Genomic DNA, 16,909 nt, shown 5'->3' on the forward strand with positions numbered 1-16,909 from the left:
GCTTCCGTGGTAGTGACCGTCCATTAGGCCATGGGGGTGACAGAGAGCCCCTCGTCGACCTGCTACGGTGGATGGCGCAATTCCGACGTCCTTTAAGGTCCGTCCCGTGAGGCGGAGAAGGAGGTCCGTTTCTTATGGACAAGCACACCACGCCTGCACATCCGCAAGCGTCCGATGCGCGGCCCGTCCTCGAGGGCCCCGACATCGCGCGGGTACTGACCCGCATCGCCCACGAGGTGGTCGAGCGCGCCAAGGGCGCCGACGACGTGGTGCTCCTCGGCATCCCGACCCGGGGCGTCTTCCTCGCCCGGCGGCTCGCCGTGAAGCTGGCGCAGATCACCGACCGCACGATCCCGGTCGGCTCGCTCGACATCACCATGTACCGCGACGACCTCCGCATGCACCCGCCGCGTGCGCTGGCCCGCACCGAGATCCCCGGTGACGGCATCGACGGCAAGCTGGTCGTCCTCGTCGACGACGTGCTCTTCTCCGGCCGTACCATCCGGGCCGCCCTGGACGCCCTGAACGACATCGGGCGCCCGCGCGCGGTGCAGCTGGCGGTCCTGGTCGACCGCGGCCACCGCGAACTGCCCATCCGAGCCGACTACGTCGGCAAGAACCTCCCCACGTCGTTGCGGGAGACGGTCAAGGTCCAGCTCGCCGAGGAGGACGGTCGCGACACCGTGCTGCTCGGTGTGAAGACCGGCCAGTAGCGAATCAGGCGCAGGGCGGCCCCGGCATGCCCACACGCGCCCCGCTTCGCCCCAATTCTCCCGTTTGAACTGCCTTACGGAGCCTGACAGATGCAGCGTCATCTCATCTCGGCCGCCGACCTCACCCGCGACGACGCCGTCCTGATCCTCGACACCGCCGAGGAGATGGCCCGGGTCGCCGACCGGCCGATCAAGAAGCTGCCGACCCTGCGCGGCCGGACGATCGTCAATCTCTTCTTCGAGGACTCCACGCGCACGCGGATCTCCTTCGAGGCCGCCGAGAAGCGGCTGTCCGCGGACGTCATCAACTTCTCCGCCAAGGGGTCGTCGGTGTCCAAGGGCGAGTCCCTGAAGGACACCGCCCAGACCCTGGAGGCCATGGGCGTCGACGCCGTGGTGATCCGGCACGGCGCCTCCGGAGCCCCCTACCGGCTCGCGAACTCCGGCTGGATCGACGCCGCCGTCATCAACGCCGGCGACGGCACCCACCAGCACCCCACCCAGGCGCTGCTGGACGCCTTCACCATGCGCCGCCGGCTGACCGGCCGGGACACAGGGCTCGGCCAGGACCTGTCCGGCCGGCGGATCACCATCGTCGGCGACGTCCTGCACAGCCGGGTCGCCCGCTCCAACGTCGACCTGCTGCACACGCTCGGCGCCGAGGTCACCCTGGTCGCCCCGCCCACCCTGGTGCCGGTCGGCGTCGAGTCCTGGCCCTGCGAGGTCTCCTACGACCTCGACAGCACGCTGCCCAAGTGCGACGCCGTGATGATGCTCCGCGTCCAGCGCGAGCGCATGAACGCCGCCTTCTTCCCGACCGAGCGCGAGTACTCGCGGCGCTACGGCCTCGACGGCGACCGCATGGCCAAGCTGCCCGAGCACGCCATCGTGATGCACCCCGGTCCGATGGTGCGCGGCATGGAGATCACCGCCGAGGTCGCCGACTCCGAGCGCTGCACCGCCGTCGAGCAGGTCGCCAACGGCGTCTCCATCCGGATGGCCGTGCTCTACCTGCTGCTCGGCGGCAACGAACCCGCCGTCACCCACGCCCGCACCACCGAGGAGAAGTAAGACCATGAGCAAGATCCTGATCCGCGGTGCGAAGGTGCTCGGCGGAGCGCCGCAGGACGTGCTGATCGACGGCGAGGTCGTCGAGGCGGTCGGCACCGGGCTGTCCGCCGAGGGCGCCGAGGTGGTCGAGGCCGACGGCAAGGTGCTGCTCCCGGGCCTGGTCGACCTCCACACCCACCTGCGCGAGCCGGGCCGCGAGGACTCCGAGACAGTCCTCACCGGCACCCGCGCGGCGGCGAGCGGCGGTTATACGGCCGTCTTCGCGATGGCCAACACCTTCCCGGTCGCCGACACCGCCGGCGTGGTCGAGCAGGTCTACCGGCTCGGCCGGGAGCACGGCTACTGCGACGTGCAGCCGATCGGCGCCGTCACCGTCGGCCTGGAGGGCAGGAAGCTCGCCGAGCTGGGCGCGATGCACGAGTCCGCCGCCGGCGTCACCGTCTTCTCCGACGACGGCAAGTGCGTGGACGACGCGGTGATCATGCGCCGCGCGCTGGAGTACGTGAAGGCGTTCGGCGGTGTCGTCGCCCAGCACGCGCAGGAGCCCCGGCTCACCGAGGGCGCCCAGATGAACGAGGGCGTCGTCTCCGCCGAGCTGGGCCTGGGCGGCTGGCCGGCCGTCGCCGAGGAGTCGGTCATCGCGCGGGACGTGCTGCTCGCCGAGCACGTCGGCTCCCGCGTGCACATCTGCCACCTGTCGACCGCCGGCTCGGTGGAGATCGTCCGCTGGGCCAAGTCCCGCGGCATCCGGGTCACCGCCGAGGTCACCCCGCACCACCTGCTCCTCACCGACGAACTGGTGCGCACCTACAACCCCGTCTACAAGGTCAACCCGCCGCTGCGCACCGAGCGCGACGTGCTGGCCCTGCGCGAGGCGCTCGCCGACGGCACGATCGACATCGTCGCCACCGACCACGCCCCGCACCCGCACGAGGACAAGGACTGCGAGTGGGCCGCCGCCGCCATGGGCATGGTCGGCCTGGAGACCGCGCTGTCGGTGGTGCAGGAGACCATGGTCGACACGGGCCTGCTGGACTGGGCCGGCGTCGCCGACCGGATGTCCGTCAAGCCCGCGCTGATCGGACAGGCCACCGGCCACGGCCGTCCCGTCTCGGCTGGTGAGCCCGCCAACCTCACCCTGGTCGACACGGCATACCGTGGCCCGGTGGACCCCGCGGGCTTCGCCTCGCGCAGCCGCAACACCCCGTACGCGGGACGTGAGCTGCCGGGCCGTGTGACGCACACGTGGCTGCGGGGCAAGGCCACGCTCGTCGACGGGAAGCTCACGTGACACCTGTAATCCTGCTGGCCGAGGCCGAGAAGTCGGCCGAGGTCACCGACTGGGGGGCCCGCGTCGGCTGGCTCGTCGGACTGGCCCTCTTCATCGCGCTCGTCTACTGGCTGATGCGCGAGGGCTGGAAGTGGCGCGGCACCCTCCAGAGCGACATCCCGGCCCTGCCCACCGCGCCGGACGCGACCGGCCCGGTGAGACTTGGCATGAGCGGCCGCTACCACGGCTCCACCACCGCCGGGCAGTGGCTGGACCGCATCGTCGCCCACGGCCTGGGCACCCGCAGCCGGGCCGAGCTCACCCTGACCGACGCGGGGCTGGCGGTGAAGCGCCCCGGAGCGAGCGACTTCTTCGTCCCCGCGGCCGCCCTGCGCGGCGCCCGGCTCGACAAGGGCATCGCCGGCAAGGTCCTCACCGAGGGCGGACTGCTAGTGGTGACCTGGGCGCACGGCGACAAGCTGATCGACTCCGGTTTCCGCTCCGACCACGCGGCCGAGCACGCCGAGTGGGTCGACACCCTGAACCAGATGACCAACGACACGGAAGGCGCACGATGACGACCTCCACCAGGGGAAGCTCCTCGCAGAGGAAGACGGTGCTTCCCGCCGTACTCGTCCTGGAGGACGGCCGCATCTTCCGCGGCCGCGCCTACGGGGCCGTGGGGGAGACCTTCGGCGAGGCCGTGTTCTCCACCGGCATGACCGGCTACCAGGAGACCCTCACCGACCCGTCGTACGACCGGCAGATCGTCGTCGCGACCGCCCCCCAGATCGGCAACACCGGCTGGAACGACGAGGACGACGAGTCGGGCCGCATCTGGGTCTCCGGCTACGTCGTGCGCGACCCCGCGCGCGTGCCGTCCAACTGGCGCGCCAAGCGCTCCCTGGACGACGAGCTGGAGCGGCAGGGCGTCGTCGGCATCTCCGGCATCGACACCCGCGCCCTCACCCGCCACCTGCGCGAGCGCGGCTCCATGCGGGCCGGCGTCTTCTCCGGCGAGGCGATCGCCCCGGACGCGGAGCTGCTGGAGCGGGTGCAGGCCCAGCCGCACATGAAGGGCGCGAGCCTGTACGAGGAGGTCGCGACCAAGGAGGCGTACGTCGTCCCGGCGGTCGGCGAGAAGCGGTTCACCGTCGCCGCCATCGACCTCGGCATCAAGGGCATGACCCCGCACCGGATGGCCGAGCGCGGCATCGAGGTGCACGTCCTGCCCGCCACCGCCACGGCGGACGACGTCTACGCCGTCGACCCGGACGGCGTGTTCTTCTCCAACGGCCCCGGTGACCCGGCGACCGCCGACGGTCCGGTGGCGCTGATGTCCGCCGTCCTGGAGCGGAAGACGCCGCTGTTCGGCATCTGCTTCGGCAACCAGATCCTCGGCCGCGCCCTCGGCTTCGGCACCTACAAGCTGAAGTACGGCCACCGCGGCATCAACCAGCCGGTCCAGGACCGTACGACCGGCAAGGTCGAGGTCACCGCGCACAACCACGGCTTCGCCGTGGACGCGCCGCTCGACAAGGTCAGCGAGACGAGGTTCGGCCGCGCCGAGGTCTCGCACGTCTGCCTGAACGACGACGTCGTGGAGGGGCTCCAGCTGCTCGACCAGCCCGCCTTCTCCGTCCAGTACCACCCCGAAGCGGCGGCCGGCCCGCACGACGCCGCCTACCTGTTCGACCGCTTCGTTTCCCTGATGGAGGGCCAGCGTGCCTAAGCGCACCGATATCCAGTCCGTCCTGGTCATCGGCTCCGGCCCGATCGTCATCGGCCAGGCCGCCGAGTTCGACTACTCCGGCACCCAGGCGTGCCGCGTGCTCAAGGCCGAGGGCCTGCGCGTCATCCTCGTCAACTCCAACCCGGCGACGATCATGACCGACCCGGAGATCGCCGACGCCACCTACGTCGAGCCGATCACCCCCGAGTTCGTCGAGAAGATCATCGCCAAGGAGCGCCCGGACACCCTGCTGCCCACCCTGGGCGGCCAGACGGCCCTCAACACCGCCATCTCGCTGCACGAGAACGGCGTCCTGGAGAAGTACGGCGTCGAGCTGATCGGCGCCAAGCCCGAGGCGATCCACAAGGGCGAGGACCGCGACCTGTTCAAGGACGTCGTGGAGGAGGTCCGCCGCAAGATCGGGCACGGCGAGTCCGCCCGCTCGGTCATCTGCCACTCCATGGACGACGTCCTCGCGGGCGTGGAGACCCTCGGCGGCTACCCGGTCGTCGTCCGCCCCTCCTTCACCATGGGCGGCGCCGGCTCCGGCTTCGCGCACGACGAGGAGGAGCTGCGCCGCATCGCCGGCCAGGGCCTCACGCTCTCCCCGACCACCGAGGTGCTCCTGGAGGAGTCCATCCTCGGCTGGAAGGAGTACGAGCTGGAGCTGATGCGCGACAAGCACGACAACGTCGTGGTCGTCTGCTCCATCGAGAACTTCGACCCGATGGGCGTGCACACCGGTGACTCGATCACCGTCGCGCCCGCGATGACGCTGACCGACCGCGAGTACCAGATCCTGCGCGACGTCGGCATCGCCGTCATCCGCGAGGTCGGCGTCGACACCGGCGGCTGCAACATCCAGTTCGCGGTGAACCCCGAGGACGGCCGCGTCATCGTCATCGAGATGAACCCGCGCGTGTCGCGCTCCTCGGCGCTCGCCTCCAAGGCGACCGGCTTCCCGATCGCCAAGATCGCCGCCAAGCTGGCCGTCGGCTACACCCTGGACGAGATCCCGAACGACATCACGCGGGAGACCCCGGCCTCCTTCGAGCCCACGCTCGACTACGTGGTCGTCAAGGCCCCGCGGTTCGCGTTCGAGAAGTTCCCGCAGGCCGATTCCACGCTGACCACCACCATGAAGTCGGTCGGCGAGGCCATGGCCATCGGCCGCAACTTCCCCGAGGCGTTCCAGAAGGCGCTGCGCTCGCTGGAGAAGAAGGGCAGCCAGTTCACCTTCGTCGGCGAGGCCGGCGACAAGGAGACCCTGCTGCGCGAGGCCGTACGCCCCACCGACGGCCGGATCAACACCGTCATGCAGGCCATCCGCGCGGGTGCCACGCCCGAGGAGGTCTTCGCGTACACGAAGATCGACCCGTGGTTCGTGGACCAGCTCTTCCTGATCAAGGAGATCGCGGACGAGCTGGCGGCGGCGGACGAGCTGACCGCCGACCTGATCGCCGAGGCCAAGCGGCACGGCTTCTCCGACCAGCAGATCGGCGAGATCCGCGGCCTGCGCGAGGACGTCGTCCGCGAGGTCCGGCACGCCCTCGGCATCCGCCCGGTCTACAAGACGGTCGACACCTGCGCCGCCGAGTTCGCCGCGAAGACGCCGTACTTCTACTCCGCCTACGACGAGGAGACCGAGGTCGCGCGGCGCGAGAAGCCCGCGGTGATCATCCTCGGCTCCGGCCCCAACCGCATCGGCCAGGGCATCGAGTTCGACTACTCCTGCGTCCACGCCTCCTTCGCGCTGGCCGACGCCGGGTACGAGACCGTGATGGTCAACTGCAACCCGGAGACCGTCTCCACGGACTACGACACCTCCGACCGCCTGTACTTCGAGCCGCTGACGCTCGAGGACGTGCTGGAGATCGTCCACGCGGAGCAGCAGGCCGGCCCGGTCGCGGGCGTGATCGTCCAGCTCGGCGGCCAGACCCCGCTCGGCCTCGCGCAGGCCCTGAAGGACAACGGCGTGCCGGTCGTCGGCACCTCCCCGGAGGCCATCCACGCCGCCGAGGACCGCGGCGCCTTCGGCCGCGTCCTCGCGGAGGCCGGCCTGCCCGCCCCGAAGCACGGCACGGCCACCACCTTCGCGGAGGCCAAGGCCATCGCCGACGAGATCGGCTACCCGGTCCTGGTCCGGCCGTCGTACGTGCTCGGCGGGCGCGGCATGGAGATCGTCTACGACGAGACCCGCCTCGCCGCCTACATCGCCGAGTCGACCGAGATCAGCCCGTCCCGGCCGGTCCTCGTCGACCGCTTCCTGGACGACGCCATCGAGATCGACGTCGACGCGCTCTACGACGGCGAGGAGCTGTACCTCGGCGGTGTGATGGAGCACATCGAGGAGGCCGGCATCCACTCCGGCGACTCGGCGTGCGCCCTGCCCCCGATCACCCTCGGCGGCTTCGACATCAAGCGCCTGCGCGCCTCCACCGAGGCCATCGCCAAGGGCGTCGGCGTGCGCGGCCTGATCAACATCCAGTTCGCGATGGCCGGCGACATCCTCTACGTCCTGGAGGCCAACCCGCGCGCCTCCCGCACGGTCCCCTTCACCTCGAAGGCGACCGCGGTGCCGCTCGCCAAGGCCGCCGCCCGGATCTCGCTGGGCGCGACCATCGCCGAGCTGCGCGCCGAGGGCCTGCTGCCGAGGACGGGCGACGGCGGCGAGCTGCCGCTGGACGCGCCCATCTCCGTCAAGGAGGCCGTCCTGCCGTGGTCGCGCTTCCGCGACATCCAGGGCCGCGGCGTGGACACCGTCCTCGGCCCGGAGATGCGCTCCACGGGCGAGGTCATGGGCATCGACTCCGTCTTCGGCACGGCGTACGCCAAGTCGCAGGCGGGCGCCTACGGCCCGCTGCCCACCAAGGGCCGCGCGTTCATCTCCGTCGCCAACCGCGACAAGCGCTCGATGATCTTCCCGGCCCGCGAGCTGGTCGCCCACGGCTTCGAGCTGATGGCCACCTCCGGCACCGCCGAGGTCCTCAAGCGCAACGGCATCAACGCCACGGTCGTGCGCAAGCAGTCCGAGGGCACCGGCCCGAACGGCGAGCGGACCATCGTCCAGCTCATCCACGACGGCGAGGTCGACCTCATCGTCAACACGCCGTACGGCACCGGCGGCCGGCTCGACGGCTACGACATCCGCACGGCCGCGGTGGCCCGCTCCGTGCCCTGCCTGACGACCGTCCAGGCGCTCGCGGCGGCCGTCCAGGGCATCGACGCCCTCCACCACGGAGACGTGGGCGTCCGTTCGCTCCAGGAACACGCGCAGCACCTGACCGCGGCCCGCGACTGACGGCCGGCCCCGAGGGGGACACCGGAAACGGTGTCCCCCTCTTCATGAGGCTTCCCGAGGACAGAGAGACATGTACGCCCTTTTCTTCCGTCTGATCTTCCAGCGGATGGACCCGGAGCAGGCCCACCACCTCGCCTTCCGCTGGATCCGCCGCGCCGTCCGCGTCCCCGGCCTGCGCACCTTCGCCGCCGCCGCGCTCGCCCCCCGCTACAAGGAACTGCGCACCGAGGCGTTCGGGCTGCGGATGCACGGCCCGTTCGGGCTCGCCGCCGGCTTCGACAAGAACGCCGTCGCCATCGACGGGATGTCGATGCTGGGCTTCGACCACGTGGAGGTCGGCACGGTCACCGGGGAGGCCCAGCCCGGCAACCCCCGCAAGCGGCTGTTCCGGCTCGTCGCGGACCGGGCGCTGATCAACCGCATGGGCTTCAACAACGACGGCTCGCTCGCCGTGGCGGCCCGCCTCGCCACCCGTCAGCCGGTCTTCCGCACCGTCGTCGGCGTCAACATCGGCAAGACCAAGGCCGTCCCGGAGGCGGAGGCCGTCGCCGACTACGTGAAGTCCGCGGAGCGGCTCGCGCCGTACGCCGACTACCTGGTCGTCAACGTCTCCTCGCCGAACACCCCCGGCCTGCGCGACCTCCAGGCCACTGAGGCGCTGCGCCCGCTGCTCACCGCCGTGCGCGAGGCCGCCGACCGCACGGTGGCCAACCGGCGCGTCCCGCTGCTGGTGAAGATCGCCCCCGACCTCGCCGACGAGGACGTGGACGCCGTCGCCGACCTCGCCGTGGAGCTGGGCCTGGACGGCATCATCGCCACCAACACCACCATCGCCCGGGAGGAGCTCGGCCTGCGGTCGGATCCTGCCCTGGTGCGGGAGACCGGCGGGCTGTCCGGGGCACCGCTCAAGGCCCGCTCCCTGGAGGTCCTGCGCCGCCTGTACGCGCGCGTGGGCGACCGGATCACCCTGGTGGGCGTCGGCGGCGTCGAGACCGCCGAGGACGCCTGGCAGCGCATCCTGGCCGGTGCCACGCTGGTCCAGGGGTACAGCGCCTTCATCTACCAAGGCCCCTTCTGGTGCCGCTCCCTCCACAAGGGCCTCGCCGCCCGGCTGCGCACCAGCCCGTACGCCACCCTCGCCGACGCGGTCGGCGCCGACGTGAGGAAGCCCGCATGAGCCCGCAGGAGCCCTTCGGCGCCCGGCTGCGCCGCGCCATGGCCGAGCGCGGACCGCTCTGCGTCGGCATCGACCCGCACGCCTCCCTGCTCGCCGAGTGGGGGCTGGACGACGACGTGGCCGGACTGGAGCGGTTCAGCCGCACGGTGGTCGAGGCGATGGCGGACCGGGTGGCCGTGCTGAAGCCGCAGAGCGCCTTCTTCGAACGGTTCGGCTCGCGCGGCCTCGCCGTGCTGGAGAAGTCGGTCCAGGAGGCGCGCGCGGCCGGCGCCCTGGTCGTGATGGACGCCAAGCGCGGCGACATCGGCTCGACCATGACCGCCTACGCCGAGGCGTTCCTGCGCCCGGACGCCCCGCTGTTCTCCGACGCGCTGACCGTCTCGCCGTACCTCGGCTACGGCTCGCTCAGCCCGGCCGTCGCGCTGGCCCGGGAGAGCGGCGCCGGCCTGTTCGTGCTGGCGCTGACCTCGAACCCGGAGGGCCACGAGGTGCAGCACGCCGTCCGCGCCGACGGCCTGACCGTCGGGGCGACCATGCTGGCCCACCTGGCGGCCGAGAACGCGGGGGAGGAGCCGCTGGGCTCCTTCGGCGCGGTCGTCGGCGCGACGCTCGGCGACCTGTCGTCGTACGACCTGGACATGGGCGGCCCGCTCCTCGCGCCCGGCATCGGGGCCCAGGGCGCGACCCCGGCCGACCTCCCCGGGGTATTCGGCGCGGCCGTCCGCAACGTCGTCCCGAACGTCAGCCGGGGTGTTCTGCGTCACGGTCCCGACGCCGGCGCGCTGCGGGACGCGGCCGAGCGGTTCGCGACGGAGATCCGGGCGGCCGTCACCGGGGCATGAGACCCGTGGCGGGTGCCCGGCCGGGCACCCGTCGGCCGGCCTGAGTGTGAATACATCCGCAAAACGAGGGCAGTATGTCTGCAATGTCCGTCCTGACGGAGGCTGACCAGGACTTTTCCGCTGTTCTCGCTGACTCTGGCGGACTTGCCCGCTAGTCTCCGAGCAGTGGGGGCACCTTCCTCGCCCTCCAGGCAGTGGGGGGAGAGCGGGCAGCGTGTTGCTCGTGGCTCCCCTGGTGTGGGGCGACTAGGTTCCTCACCGGTCCGTATCCGACAGTTCGACATCCGAGGTGACGTAGGCGTGGCTCTTCCGCCCCTTACCCCTGAACAGCGCGCAGCCGCGCTCGAAAAGGCCGCCGCGGCTCGCCGGGAGCGGGCCGAGGTCAAGAATCGACTCAAGCACTCCGGCGCCTCCCTGCACGAGGTCATCAAGCAGGGCCAGGAGAACGACGTCATCGGCAAGATGAAGGTCTCCGCCCTCCTTGAGTCGCTGCCGGGCGTGGGCAAGGTCCGCGCCAAGCAGATCATGGAGCGTCTGGGCATCTCCGAGAGCCGTCGCGTGCGCGGCCTCGGTTCCAACCAGATCGCCTCCCTGGAGCGTGAGTTCGGCAGCACCGGCTCCTGAGCCCGTTCCCCGGCGGGGCCGGGAGTCCCGGGCACGCCGGGATTGCTGGAATAATCGCCGCATGGCAGTAACACTCCGGGGGACGACCCCCGAGCCCCCGGACGCACGTCCGCGGCTGACCGTGCTCTCCGGCCCCTCGGGGGTCGGCAAGAGCACGGTCGTCGCCCATATGCGCAAGGAACACCCCGACGTCTGGCTCTCGGTGTCGGCGACCACCCGCAAGCCGCGCCCCGGCGAGCAGCACGGAGTCCACTACTTCTTCGTCACCGACGACGAGATGGACAAGCTGATCGCCAACGGCGAGCTGCTGGAGTGGGCCGAGTTCGCCGGCAACCGTTACGGCACGCCCCGCGCGGCCGTGCTGGAGCGGCTGGAGAACGGCGAGCCCGTCCTGCTGGAGATCGACCTCCAGGGCGCCCGGCAGGTCCGCGGCTCGATGTCCGAGGCCCAGCTGGTGTTCCTGGCCCCGCCCTCCTGGGAGGAGCTGGTGCGCAGGCTCACCGGCCGGGGGACCGAGTCGCCCGAGGTCATCGAGCGCCGCCTGGAGGCGGCCCGGACCGAGCTGGCGGCCGAGCCGGAGTTCGACACGACCCTGGTCAACACCTCCGTCGAGGACGTGGCGCGCGAGCTGCTAGCCTTGATGGACGTCGTGTGATCGTGACTGTGATCACGATGTCTGATTCTTTCCCATCCATCGGAAGGTAGAGCGTGTCCTCTTCCATCACCGCGCCCGAGGGCATCATCAACCCGCCGATCGACGAGCTCCTCGAGGCGACCGACTCGAAGTACAGCCTCGTGATCTACGCGGCCAAGCGTGCCCGCCAGATCAACGCGTACTACTCGCAGCTCGGTGAGGGTCTCCTGGAGTACGTCGGTCCGCTCGTCGACACCCACGTGCACGAGAAGCCGCTCTCGATCGCCCTGCGCGAGATCAACGCCGGTCTGCTGACCTCCGAGGCCATCGAAGGCCCGGCGCAGTAGTACCTTCAGATCGCGGTTGACTTATCCACAGGCCCGGCAGTCACGCTGCCGGGCCTGTGGTGTGTCATGGAGGCGTACGTTTCGCGTCGGCGTCCGTCGAGGGGCGACGGTGTGGAGTCGATGTTGTCGAGTCCGGGGAGACACGGTGGACAAGCCGAGGGTCGTGCTGGGGGTCAGCGGTGGCATCGCCGCCTACAAGGCGTGTGAGCTGCTGAGGAGGTTCACGGAGTCGGGTCACGACGTCCGCGTGGTGCCCACCGCCTCCGCGCTGCACTTCGTCGGCGCCGCCACCTGGTCGGCGCTGTCCGGCAACCCGGTCGCCACCGAGGTCTGGAACGACGTGCACGAGGTGCCGCACGTCCGCATCGGCCAGCACGCCGATCTGGTCGTGGTGGCCCCGGCCACCGCCGACATGCTCGCCAAGGCCGCCCACGGCCTCGCCGACGACCTGCTGACCAACACCCTCCTCACCGCCCGCTGCCCGGTGGTCTTCGCCCCGGCGATGCACACCGAGATGTGGGAGCACCCGGCGACCCAGGAGAACGTGGCCACGCTGCGCCGTCGCGGCGCGGTCGTCATCGAGCCCGCCGTCGGCCGCCTCACCGGCGTCGACACCGGCAAGGGACGGCTGCCCGACCCGGCGGAGATCTTCGAGGTCTGCCGCCGCGTGCTGGCCCGCGGCACCACCGCGCCCGACCTCGAAGGCCGGCACGTCGTGGTCTCCGCCGGCGGCACCCGCGAGCCCCTCGACCCGGTCCGCTTCCTCGGCAACCGCTCCTCCGGCAAGCAGGGCTACGCCCTCGCCCGCACCGCCGCGGCCCGCGGCGCCCGGGTCACGCTGGTCTCCGCCAACACCGGCCTGCCCGATCCGGCGGGTGTGGACGTCGTCCGGGTCGGCACCGCCGTCCAGCTGCGCGAGGCCGTCCTGAAGGCCGCGGCCGACGCCGACGCCGTCGTCATGGCCGCCGCCGTCGCCGACTTCCGCCCGGCCGCCTACGCCACCGGGAAGATCAAGAAGAAGGACGGGCAGGACCCCGAGCCGATCGTCCTGGTGCGCAATCCGGACATCCTCGCGGAGGTCTCCGCCGACCGGGCGCGCCCCGGACAGGTGATCGTCGGATTCGCCGCCGAGACCGACGACGTCCTCGCCAACGGCCGCACCAAGCTCGCCCGCAAGGGCTGCGACCTGCTGGTGGTCAACGAGGTGGGGGAACGCAAGACCTTCGGCTCCGAGGAGAACGAAGCCGTGGTGCTGGGCGCCGACGGCAGCGAGACCCCGGTGCCGCACGGCCCCAAGGAGGCCCTCGCCGACATCGTCTGGGACCTGGTCGTCCGGCGGCTGGGCTGACCGCCGCGCGGACTAGAGGCGGGATCACGCCACGCTCGAATGGCGCGTGGCGACTCTGGCCAACGCCGCTCGGCATTGGGCAGAATGCCCGTGCCGCAGGTCACAGCGCTTCCGAGAGGCGAGACAGTGGCCCGTAGCCCGAGTGCGACCGATAAACTGTTCACGGTCGACGCCAGGCGCAGCCCAGCGTCGACTGCAAATGATCTAGCCAGCAGCCGCTGCAACCACAGGGAGCGTTGTGTCCCGTCGCCTGTTCACCTCGGAGTCCGTGACCGAAGGTCACCCCGACAAGATCGCTGACCAGATCAGCGACACCATTCTCGACGCGCTCCTGCGCGAGGACCCGACCTCCCGGGTCGCCGTGGAGACGCTCATCACCACCGGCCTGGTGCACGTGGCCGGCGAGGTGACCACGAAGGCCTACGCGGACATCGCGACCCTCGTCCGGGGCAAGATCCTGGAGATCGGCTACGACTCCTCCAAGAAGGGCTTCGACGGCGCCTCCTGCGGTGTGTCGGTGTCCATCGGCGCGCAGTCCCCGGACATCGCGCAGGGCGTCGACACGGCGTACGAGAACCGGGTCGAGGGCGACGACGACGAACTCGACAAGCAGGGCGCGGGCGACCAGGGCCTGATGTTCGGCTACGCGTCCGACGAGACGCCCACCCTGATGCCGCTGCCGATCTTCCTGGCGCACCGCCTGTCCAAGCGCCTCTCCGAGGTCCGCAAGAACGGCACCATCCCCTACCTGCGCCCGGACGGCAAGACGCAGGTCACCATCGAGTACGACGGCGACAAGGCGATCCGCCTGGACACGGTGGTCGTCTCCTCCCAGCACGCCTCCGACATCGACCTGGAGTCGCTGCTCGCCCCCGACATCCGCGAGTTCGTCGTGGAGCCGGAGCTGAAGGCCCTGCTGGAAGAGGGCATCAAGCTGGAGACCGAGGGCTACCGCCTGCTGGTCAACCCGACCGGGCGGTTCGAGATCGGCGGCCCGATGGGCGACGCCGGCCTGACCGGCCGCAAGATCATCATCGACACCTACGGCGGCATGGCACGGCACGGCGGCGGCGCCTTCTCGGGCAAGGACCCGTCCAAGGTGGACCGCTCGGCGGCGTACGCGATGCGCTGGGTGGCGAAGAACGTCGTGGCGGCGGGCCTGGCCGCGCGCTGCGAGGTCCAGGTCGCCTACGCGATCGGCAAGGCCGAGCCGGTCGGTCTCTTCGTGGAGACCTTCGGCACCCACAAGGTCGAGCCGGAGAAGATCGAGAAGGCGATCGACGAGGTCTTCGACCTCCGCCCGGCCGCGATCATCCGCGACCTCGACCTGCTCCGCCCGATCTACTCCCAGACCGCCGCGTACGGCCACTTCGGCCGTGAGCTGCCCGACTTCACCTGGGAGCGCACGGACCGCGTGGACGCCCTGCGCGTCGCCGCGGGCCTGTAGTCCCGGAACCCGTTCGCCGAGGCCCGGCTCCCCGCGCGGGGGCCGGGCCTCGGCGTGTTCCGGCGGGCACGTCCCGGTACGCGCCGTGGAGGGGGCCGTGCCGCCGCCGTCCCGGGGCCCCGGGCGGTGCCCGGGCGGCCGGGCGTTGTCGGTGGCGTTTGGTAAGAATGCAAGCGTGAGCAGCGAGAACGGGGTGTCCCGGGAGACAGCGGACGGCGGGGCCGAGGGGGCGCCGCCGGAGCAGCTCGCGCTCATCCGGGAGAGCGTGCGGCAGGCGAAGGTGCCGCGGGCCAAGCCACGGACCTGGCGGGGGGCCGCCCTAGCCAAGGAGCTGCCCGTCGCGCGCGTGCTGGTCGACAAGGGTGTGCTGCACCTCGACCGGTACTTCGACTACGCGGTGCCCGAGGAGCTGGACGCCCAGGCGCAGCCCGGCGTGCGGGTGCGGGTGCGGTTCGGGGCCGGCCGGCACCGGGTGCGCGAGGGGCGCCGGGAGGGCGGCGGGCTCATCGACGGCTTCCTCGTCGAACGGCGGGCCGACTCCGACTACTCCGGACCGCTGGCCGCGCTCGCGCAGGTCGTGTCGCCGGAGCGGGTGCTGGGCGAGGAACTGCTCGCTCTCGCGCGGGCCGTCGCCGACCGGTACGCGGGCAGCCTCGCCGACGTGCTCCAGCTGGCCGTGCCGCCCCGCAACGCCCGCGCCGAGCAGCGGTCGTCCCCGGCGCCGCTGCCTCCGCCGCCGGCCCCCGACACCGGCTCCTGGGCGCGGTACGAGCACGGGGGCGCCTTCCTGGACGCGCTGGCCTCCGACGGGGCGCCCCGGGCCGTGTGGAACGCGCTGCCCGGCCCGCAGTGGAGCGAGGAACTGGCCCGGGCCGTCGCCGCCACCCTCGCCTCCGGGCGCGGCGCCCTGGTCGTCGTACCCGACGGACGGGCCGCCGCGCGCGTCGACGCGGCGCTGACCGCGCTGCTCGGCCCGGGACGGCACGCGCTGCTCACCGCCGACGCCGGCCCCGAGAAGCGGTACGCGCAGTGGCTGGCGGTGCGGCGCGGCTCCGTGCGCGCCGTCGTCGGAACCCGCGCCGCGATGTTCGCCCCCGTGCGGGACCTGGGGCTCGTCGCCATCTGGGACGACGGGGACGACAGCCACAGCGAGCCGCACGCCCCGCAGCCGCACGCCCGCGACGTGCTCCTGCTGCGGGCCGCGCTGGACGGTTGCGCCTTCCTGCTGGGCGGCTGGAGCTGCACCGTCGAGGCCGCCCAGCTCGTCGAGAGCGGCTGGGCCCGGCCGCTGGTCGCCGGGCGCGAGCAGGTGCGCCGAGCCGCCCCCCTGGTCCGCACGGTCGGGGACGCCGACCTCGCGCGCGACGAGGCCGCCCGCGCCGCCCGGCTGCCCACCCTCGCCTGGCAGGCGGCCCGCGAGGGGCTGCGGCACGGGCCGGTGCTGGTGCAGGTTCCCCGGCGCGGCTACGCGCCCCGGATGGCCTGTGCCCAGTGCCGGGCGCCCGCGCGCTGCCGGCACTGCTCCGGGCCGCTGGAGGGGCAGGACGGGGGCGTCCTGCGCTGCGGCTGGTGCGGGCGCGAGGAGAGCGCCTGGCACTGCCCGGAGTGCGGCGGCTTCCGGCTCCGTGCCCAGGTCGTGGGCGCCCGCCGCACCGCCGAGGAACTGGGGCGTGCCTTCCCCGCCGTGCCGGTGCGCACCTCGGGGCGCGAGCACGTGCTGGACACCGTCCCGGACGCGCCGGCGCTGGTCGTCAGCACACCGGGCGCCGAACCGGTGGCCGAGGGCGGCTACGCGGCGGCGCTGCTGCTGGACGGCTGGGCCATGCTGGGCCGCCCCGACCTGCGGGCCGGCGAGGACGCGCTGCGCCGGTGGATCGCGGCCGGCGCGCTGGTGCGGCCCCAGGGCGAGGGCGGCACCGTGGTGGTGGTGGCCGAGCCCACCCTGCGGCCGGTACAGGCGCTGGTGCGCTGGGACCCGGTCGGACACGCCGTGCGGGAACTGGGCGAGCGTGCCGAGCTGGGTTTCCCGCCGGTGTCCCGGATGGCGGCCGTGTCCGGTCCGCCGGCGGCCGTCGCCGAGTTCCTGACGGCCGCCGGACTGCCGCCGGACGCCGAGGTGCTGGGCCCGGTGCCGCTGCCGCCCCCGCCGCCCGGCCGCCCGCGCCGGCCCGGCGCGCCGCCGCCCGGCGAGCACTGGGAGCGGGCGCTCGTCCGCGTACCACCGGGCAGTGGCGCCGCGCTGGCCACGGCCCTGAAGACCGCGCAGGCCGCGCGCATGGCCCGGGGCGGCGAGGACCAGGTCCGGGTCCGGATCGACCCACCGGACATCGGCTGAACCACGGTGTCCGGCGGCACACCCGCCGACGGCTGTACGCCACCGAGGTGTGAGGCCCCGGTGTGGGC

Annotated in this window: 14 protein-coding genes; all 14 read left to right on the forward strand. The window is 72.2% G+C overall.

All coding sequences use genetic code 11. The annotated features are described in order from the left end of the window. Positions 1 to 134 precede the first annotated feature (134 nt). Positions 135 to 713, forward strand: coding sequence for a bifunctional pyr operon transcriptional regulator/uracil phosphoribosyltransferase PyrR (gene pyrR, locus IF37_RS0107290; RefSeq protein WP_030738012.1), 579 nt, complete (start codon positions 135 to 137; stop codon positions 711 to 713). A 90-nt stretch (positions 714 to 803) separates the two neighbouring features. Continuing rightward, positions 804 to 1,784, forward strand: a complete 981-nt coding sequence (locus IF37_RS0107295; RefSeq protein WP_030738014.1) for an aspartate carbamoyltransferase catalytic subunit — start codon at positions 804 to 806, stop codon at positions 1,782 to 1,784. A 4-nt stretch (positions 1,785 to 1,788) separates the two neighbouring features. Then, positions 1,789 to 3,075: a dihydroorotase gene (locus IF37_RS0107300; RefSeq protein ID WP_030738017.1), complete on the forward strand. Its 1,287-nt coding sequence runs from the start codon at positions 1,789 to 1,791 to the stop codon at positions 3,073 to 3,075. Further along, a complete protein-coding gene (locus IF37_RS0107305) occupies positions 3,072 to 3,632 on the forward strand; it encodes a hypothetical protein (protein WP_030738019.1) in 561 nt (186 codons plus the stop codon). The genes IF37_RS0107300 and IF37_RS0107305 overlap by 4 nt, the downstream gene beginning before the upstream one ends. Continuing rightward, positions 3,629 to 4,786 carry a glutamine-hydrolyzing carbamoyl-phosphate synthase small subunit gene (carA, locus tag IF37_RS0107310; protein ID WP_030738022.1) on the forward strand — a complete coding sequence of 386 codons (1,158 nt, stop codon included), beginning with the start codon at positions 3,629 to 3,631 and terminating at the stop codon, positions 4,784 to 4,786. Before IF37_RS0107305 ends, carA begins: the two co-directional genes overlap by 4 nt. Then, positions 4,779 to 8,087: a carbamoyl-phosphate synthase large subunit gene (gene carB, locus IF37_RS0107315; protein ID WP_030738023.1), complete on the forward strand. Its 3,309-nt coding sequence runs from the start codon at positions 4,779 to 4,781 to the stop codon at positions 8,085 to 8,087. Before carA ends, carB begins: the two co-directional genes overlap by 8 nt. A gap of 70 nt (positions 8,088 to 8,157) precedes the next feature. Then, positions 8,158 to 9,264, forward strand: coding sequence for a quinone-dependent dihydroorotate dehydrogenase (locus IF37_RS0107320; protein WP_030738026.1), 1,107 nt, complete (start codon positions 8,158 to 8,160; stop codon positions 9,262 to 9,264). Beyond that, on the forward strand, positions 9,261 to 10,106 hold the full coding sequence (gene pyrF / locus IF37_RS0107325) for an orotidine-5'-phosphate decarboxylase (RefSeq protein ID WP_030738029.1): 846 nt from the start codon (positions 9,261 to 9,263) through the stop codon (positions 10,104 to 10,106). The genes IF37_RS0107320 and pyrF overlap by 4 nt, the downstream gene beginning before the upstream one ends. Positions 10,107 to 10,406: 300 nt before the next feature. Further along, positions 10,407 to 10,730: an integration host factor gene (locus IF37_RS0107330; protein ID WP_003977346.1), complete on the forward strand. Its 324-nt coding sequence runs from the start codon at positions 10,407 to 10,409 to the stop codon at positions 10,728 to 10,730. Positions 10,731 to 10,791: 61 nt separating this feature from the next. Continuing rightward, the gene (gene gmk / locus IF37_RS0107335) at positions 10,792 to 11,385 is read left to right on the forward strand and encodes a guanylate kinase (RefSeq protein WP_052845022.1); all 594 of its coding nucleotides are present in this window, start codon (positions 10,792 to 10,794) and stop codon (positions 11,383 to 11,385) included. A 53-nt stretch (positions 11,386 to 11,438) separates the two neighbouring features. Continuing rightward, the gene (gene rpoZ, locus IF37_RS0107340; protein ID WP_005319902.1) at positions 11,439 to 11,711 is read left to right on the forward strand and encodes a DNA-directed RNA polymerase subunit omega; all 273 of its coding nucleotides are present in this window, start codon (positions 11,439 to 11,441) and stop codon (positions 11,709 to 11,711) included. A 145-nt stretch (positions 11,712 to 11,856) separates the two neighbouring features. After that, positions 11,857 to 13,059, forward strand: coding sequence for a bifunctional phosphopantothenoylcysteine decarboxylase/phosphopantothenate--cysteine ligase CoaBC (coaBC, locus tag IF37_RS0107345; RefSeq protein ID WP_030738037.1), 1,203 nt, complete (start codon positions 11,857 to 11,859; stop codon positions 13,057 to 13,059). A gap of 238 nt (positions 13,060 to 13,297) precedes the next feature. Then, positions 13,298 to 14,506: a methionine adenosyltransferase gene (gene metK, locus IF37_RS0107350; RefSeq protein ID WP_030738040.1), complete on the forward strand. Its 1,209-nt coding sequence runs from the start codon at positions 13,298 to 13,300 to the stop codon at positions 14,504 to 14,506. Positions 14,507 to 14,681: 175 nt separating this feature from the next. After that, positions 14,682 to 16,841, forward strand: a complete 2,160-nt coding sequence (locus tag IF37_RS0107355) for a primosomal protein N' (RefSeq protein WP_030738043.1) — start codon at positions 14,682 to 14,684, stop codon at positions 16,839 to 16,841. Positions 16,842 to 16,909: the final 68 nt, after the last annotated feature.

It is taken from the genome of Streptomyces sp. NRRL S-31 (genome assembly GCF_000718775.1).
Classification (GTDB): Bacteria; Actinomycetota; Actinomycetes; order Streptomycetales; family Streptomycetaceae; genus Streptomyces.

Bases quoted from the DNA above. Each gene is read 5' to 3' on its own strand.
- pyrR (WP_030738012.1), top strand. From the start codon at position 135: ATGGACAAGCACACCACGCCTGCACATCCGCAAGCGTCCGATGCGCGG.
- IF37_RS0107295 (WP_030738014.1), top strand. From the start codon at position 804: ATGCAGCGTCATCTCATCTCGGCCGCCGACCTCACCCGCGACGACGCC.
- IF37_RS0107300 (WP_030738017.1), top strand. From the start codon at position 1,789: ATGAGCAAGATCCTGATCCGCGGTGCGAAGGTGCTCGGCGGAGCGCCG.
- carA (WP_030738022.1), top strand. From the start codon at position 3,629: ATGACGACCTCCACCAGGGGAAGCTCCTCGCAGAGGAAGACGGTGCTT.
- IF37_RS0107320 (WP_030738026.1), top strand. From the start codon at position 8,158: ATGTACGCCCTTTTCTTCCGTCTGATCTTCCAGCGGATGGACCCGGAG.
- pyrF (WP_030738029.1), top strand. From the start codon at position 9,261: ATGAGCCCGCAGGAGCCCTTCGGCGCCCGGCTGCGCCGCGCCATGGCC.
- gmk (WP_052845022.1), top strand. From the start codon at position 10,792: ATGGCAGTAACACTCCGGGGGACGACCCCCGAGCCCCCGGACGCACGT.